The organism is Nostoc sp. (genome assembly GCF_036917455.1).
Taxonomy (GTDB): domain Bacteria; phylum Cyanobacteriota; class Cyanobacteriia; order Cyanobacteriales; family Nostocaceae; genus Nostoc.
Genome location: NZ_JBALDK010000122.1, coordinates 1 through 4,706 on the forward strand (window position 1 = coordinate 1; position 4,706 = coordinate 4,706).

Consider the following 4,706-nt stretch of genomic DNA (forward strand, 5'->3'; position numbering starts at 1 on the left):
GCTGAGTGAATCTCAACTCCTAGCGATCGCAAGAAAGCAACAGTTGACCAAAGTAAATCTGGTTCCAGCGCCAAAGAAACTCGCTTGCAACCAAAGTGAAAGTGATTCTCTAACATTACATGTTGTAACTGACGGCGCTGACGACGGTATTTTTCTGGTACACTGACACCACTGATATATGCCAATGCTTGCAAAAATTTATCTACTGCTACGAGTCCCGTCAGTTCACTAAATACCTCATAGGGTATATTGAATCTTTGATCCAAAATTTGCGCCGCACCCCGCATACTTTCACCTAGTGCTAAAGTGAATACAGAACTGCCAAGCGATCGCAACTGTCCTGCATTTGTGCCATTAGTTGTAATGGCACTAGAAGAATCTTCTATATGACTATCTAGTACGCCAGAAAGGTCAGGTACAACAATAGGTTCAAGTCCAAAAGAGGTGACAATCTCTTTGATTTCCTGTACATCCCCTGGTGTGAATGCAGAACTCGCCAAAATAGTGATTTGTGTGGGACAAGGGTCTTGCTTGGAGCTTTTTTGAGGGATTTCCCTAACCATACTCTCAACTGCACCAGCAAAGCCATCCTGTAATGTACCTTTGAAATCTGGTGTAGAGACAAGCACAATTGGTAAATAATCTAGTTCTGGGTGACGGTGACGAATTTCCTTGACAAAGCGCCCCATATCATCACCTCTGGTTTCCACCAGTCCAGTGCTACAAAGACCGATAATTTCTGGTTTGGATCTCTGCACCAAAGTCAAGATTGCTTGTTCAACTCTTTCCTCGCCACCCAAAATGGTTGCAACTTCGGTCATCGCTGTACTGGAAAGGGGAATCGTCTGACGGAAATGCTGTACTAATACTGCCTTAGTCAAAGCAGTACAGCCTTGAGAACCGTGTAATAAAGGCATTATTCCCTTCAACCCCAAAAAGGCTAAAACTGCACCCACAGTTTGGCTTTGCTTGAGGGGATTAACTGCAACTGATGTACTCGTAATGCTAATAATCGCCATTAGATGTTCTCCTCTAGAGAATTTTCTGCTCCCCCTGCTTCCCCTGCTTCCCCTGCTCCCCCTGCTTCCCCTGCTCCCCCATCCTCTAACCACGGGGCTGGCTGGCATACTTGCTCCCACACAGGATTGTAAAAAGCGGCATACAGTTCTCGTGCCACCTCTAAGATTCCTATATAGCCTGCATAGGCATGGTTGCGTTCTTGATTAATATCTAAGAATGGAATCCTAGCCGTGAGAGATGTGTCTTGATGGTGTTTATCAGCAATTAACATATCAGCTTGATTTTCGTTAATTATCTGTAAAATTTCTTGAGGACTATTTTGTTCTAGAATTATGCTATCTTGACCCAGCAAACTTTTGACTCTAATTCTGTCCTCCTCAGTATTATTCTTAGTACTAATAGCAATAACTCCCATCCCCAATTTCTTAGCCGCAAAGATAATCAACCAACTCTTGAAACTTCCAGTAAAAAGAATAACCCGCTTACCTTGCAATCGGGTGATATAAAGAGCAAGTTTTTCTTGTAAAGCAGTAGTTTCTTCTGCAATTAGCTTTTCTGTACGTTCTTGCAAATCAGAATGACCAAACTTTGCAGCAATATTCCTTAAACACTCATTGATTTGCTCTACACCATAAATAGACTCTTCAATATAGGGAATACCATATTGTTTTTCCATTCCTTTTACTACATTGATTAGTGCTTTAGAGGAGAGGATCACATTAAGCTTGGCACGATGGGCATAGCAAACTTCTTTGTAAACAGCATCACCTGTAATTTTTGCTAAAACTCTGATACCTAATTTCTCCAATAACGGTAGAACATTCCATATTGCACCTGCAATATTATGTTCACCAATTAGGTTGATGTCATAAGGTGTACTAGTATCTGGTTCAGCCGTTCCAATAACGTGTGAAAGCATTGCTTCACCAGCAACACGGTTGCCTAAATTTTGATTCCCAATGAATCCTGGGCAATGTACAGGGATAATGGGTATTCCTGTTTTCTCAGTGGCATCTTTACAAACTCCCTCTATATCATCTCCAATCAAAGCGGTGATGCAAGTGGAGTAAACAAACACCGCCGCAGGTTTGTAGCGTCTTTGTAATTCTAAAATGCCTTTATACAGTTTTTTGGCTCCACCGAAGATGATATCATTCTCATCAATGTCGCTGCTAAAGCGTATCTTGTACAGCATAGAACCAGAAGAAAGACTGCTGTAACTTCCCCAAATACTGGCAGCACAGCCACTTGGCCCGTGAACTACATGAGCAGCATCAGTGATTGGTACTAAGGTAATCATTGCACTATCAAAAGCGCAACTTCCTTGAGTAGTTCCAGGTTGGGGTAATTGTGTGGAAGACTTTTTTTTCTTTTGTATCTGCTGCTGATGAGCATTTTCGGAATTTGAGTTACTGAGTGAATCGTTGGTTTTTCCTGGAGTGGGATTCATTTGTTTGGTGACAATAGATAGAAGTTGTTAGGTATTAACTGAATTCCCAAAGGCTTTTATAGGATTTTTCTTGATTTACTGTGTATCTAAAACATGGAACAAAAGGGAATGAGAAAGAGAATTTCCCATCCCCTAGAACATAAACAACCAACTAAATTAGAGAAGGAGAAAACAAAAACACGAACTAGACTATTAAAGTATTAATCTTGCCCTGTAGGTGTTAGTGTATTAGCGTTATGACTGTGAAGATAAAACATGCAGAAATCAAGATTAGCAATTCGATTACCTCCATTTTCAAGGATTGGTGAGAGAGTGGGCGAGAATCGCCCACCTAATATTTACTTTGTCTTCAGCACCTGAGTCTGAACAAAAACCTTACTTCTTCTAGCTACCGGAAACTATTTCTACGTTTCCTTTTTTCAGTGCTTCTAGTGCTTCGCCTTGGGCATCTTCTAGCTTCTTCTCACCATCTGCTTGAGCGTTGGCGGCACCTATCAATTTTGCAGCATTTTCTTCGCTTTCGAGAATACCAAATTCAATCAACAAATCTTCTAGTTCGTCCATTTCAATAGGTGTGGGAACAGCAAGATTTGTATTGTTGATAATCTTGTCCGCTAATGTCCGGTATTGATTAGCTTGATTGCTATCGGGTGCGTACTCGTTGACAGTCATCCGGCGCAATTCTGCGTGTTGCACGATGTTGTCGCGGGGCACAAAGTGAATCATCTGAGTACTCAATCTGGCCGCCAATGTGCTAATCAGTTCGTCTTCTCTATCAGTATTACGACTATTACAAATTAGACCTCCCAAGCGCACGCCACCAGTATGGGCGTACTTGAGAACACCGCGAGAGATGTTATTAGCAGCAAACATCGCCATCATTTCACCGGAGGTAACAATGTAGATTTCTTGGGCTTTACCTTCACGGATTGGCATAGCGAAACCACCGCACACAACGTCGCCTAATACGTCGTAAGATACGAAATCTACGTTTGAGTAAGCGCCGTTTTCTTCCAAGAAGTTGATGGCGGTGATGATACCACGACCGGCGCAACCTACACCAGGTTCAGGGCCACCAGATTCCACGCATTTGATATCTCGGAAACCATTGATAACTACTTCTTCAAGTTCAATATCTTCCACAGCACCTCGTTCAGCAGCGAGGTGCAAGACGGTGGTTTGAGCTTTACAGTGCAGAATCAAACGGGTAGAATCAGCTTTGGGGTCACATCCCACAATCAAGATGCGTTTACCCACTTCTGCCATTGCAGCAAGGGTATTTTGGGAAGTAGTAGATTTACCGATACCACCTTTACCGTAGAAAGCAATTTGTCTAATTTTTTCGTCGGACATGATGATTGATCCTGTGATTGTTTGGTGGGTCTGTCGGTTTATGAGGCGTTGGCATTTTGTACCTACCAGAGGTACTCACGCAAGTCCCTTATGTAGAACGTCGTTGGAGGTGCTCGTTCTACAGCAAAAAGAGTTTGAATCCAGAACATATTCAAGTTTTGGTCAGTTTTTGTTGCCCATTAGTCATTGTTTTTTCTGACTAACAACTAGAGCAATAAGGCATCACTCAAGGAACATTGCAAGTATCACCATCCGCTCACTCAAACGATTTCTCTGGCGGTAGTAATACCAATTGGAAAAAAGAAAGCTACAGATGACAAACTGGAAACCCAAATTCAATCCGAATTACGAATTCAGCACTATCAGTTGTTGTAATCACAAAGAAGGTTGCTCATACCTCAAAAGTGGTTGCAGCAGGAATTTCAATTTACGCCAAGTATTCCTTTAATCACACAACCAACCATTGCAATCCACTCTAAACAGTCGCTACAACTTCCCCAATTTTGCTGATATCGTAACCGCCGAGAATTTCAAATTGGGAGTGAACCATCCGATGTCCCAAAGTACTGAGCAACTGCTGTACTGGTGCTTCTTCTAAATATTCCTTAAGAATCACCAAATCATATCGTGACCGATGTAAAGGGATAAATCCCAGCCCAAAGGCGGTAGCTACAGATGCCGTACTTATACCAGCATCGGCAACTCCTCTGACTACAGCTTGAGCAACATCTTGGTGAGTTTTGAGTATATTGTCAAAGCCCTGAACAGCATCGAACGGTATCTGCTCCTTTTGGAGTGTTTGTTCCAAAAGCATCCGACTACCAGAACCGATTTCGCGGTTGACAATAGTCGCGCCCCCTGCAACTAAGTCACTAACTGTTCT

At 42.4% G+C, this 4,706-nt stretch carries 4 protein-coding genes; all 4 read right to left on the reverse strand.

Translation table 11 applies throughout. The features are described 5' to 3' along the window. The coding region (gene nifN, locus V7K42_RS12995) for a nitrogenase iron-molybdenum cofactor biosynthesis protein NifN (RefSeq protein WP_334916740.1) at positions 1–1,019 on the reverse strand (1,019 nt) is incomplete at its 3' end. Next, a complete protein-coding gene (gene nifE / locus V7K42_RS13000; RefSeq protein ID WP_334916742.1) occupies positions 1,019–2,470 on the reverse strand; it encodes a nitrogenase iron-molybdenum cofactor biosynthesis protein NifE in 1,452 nt (483 codons plus the stop codon). The genes nifE and nifN, both read right to left, overlap by 1 nt. A 384-nt stretch (positions 2,471–2,854) precedes the next feature. Then, a complete protein-coding gene (gene nifH, locus V7K42_RS13005) occupies positions 2,855–3,823 on the reverse strand; it encodes a nitrogenase iron protein (RefSeq protein WP_334916744.1) in 969 nt (322 codons plus the stop codon). A gap of 475 nt (positions 3,824–4,298) precedes the next feature. Beyond that, positions 4,299–4,706, reverse strand: a 408-nt coding sequence (locus V7K42_RS13010) for a substrate-binding domain-containing protein (protein WP_334916746.1), incomplete at its 5' end; no start/stop codon positions are given.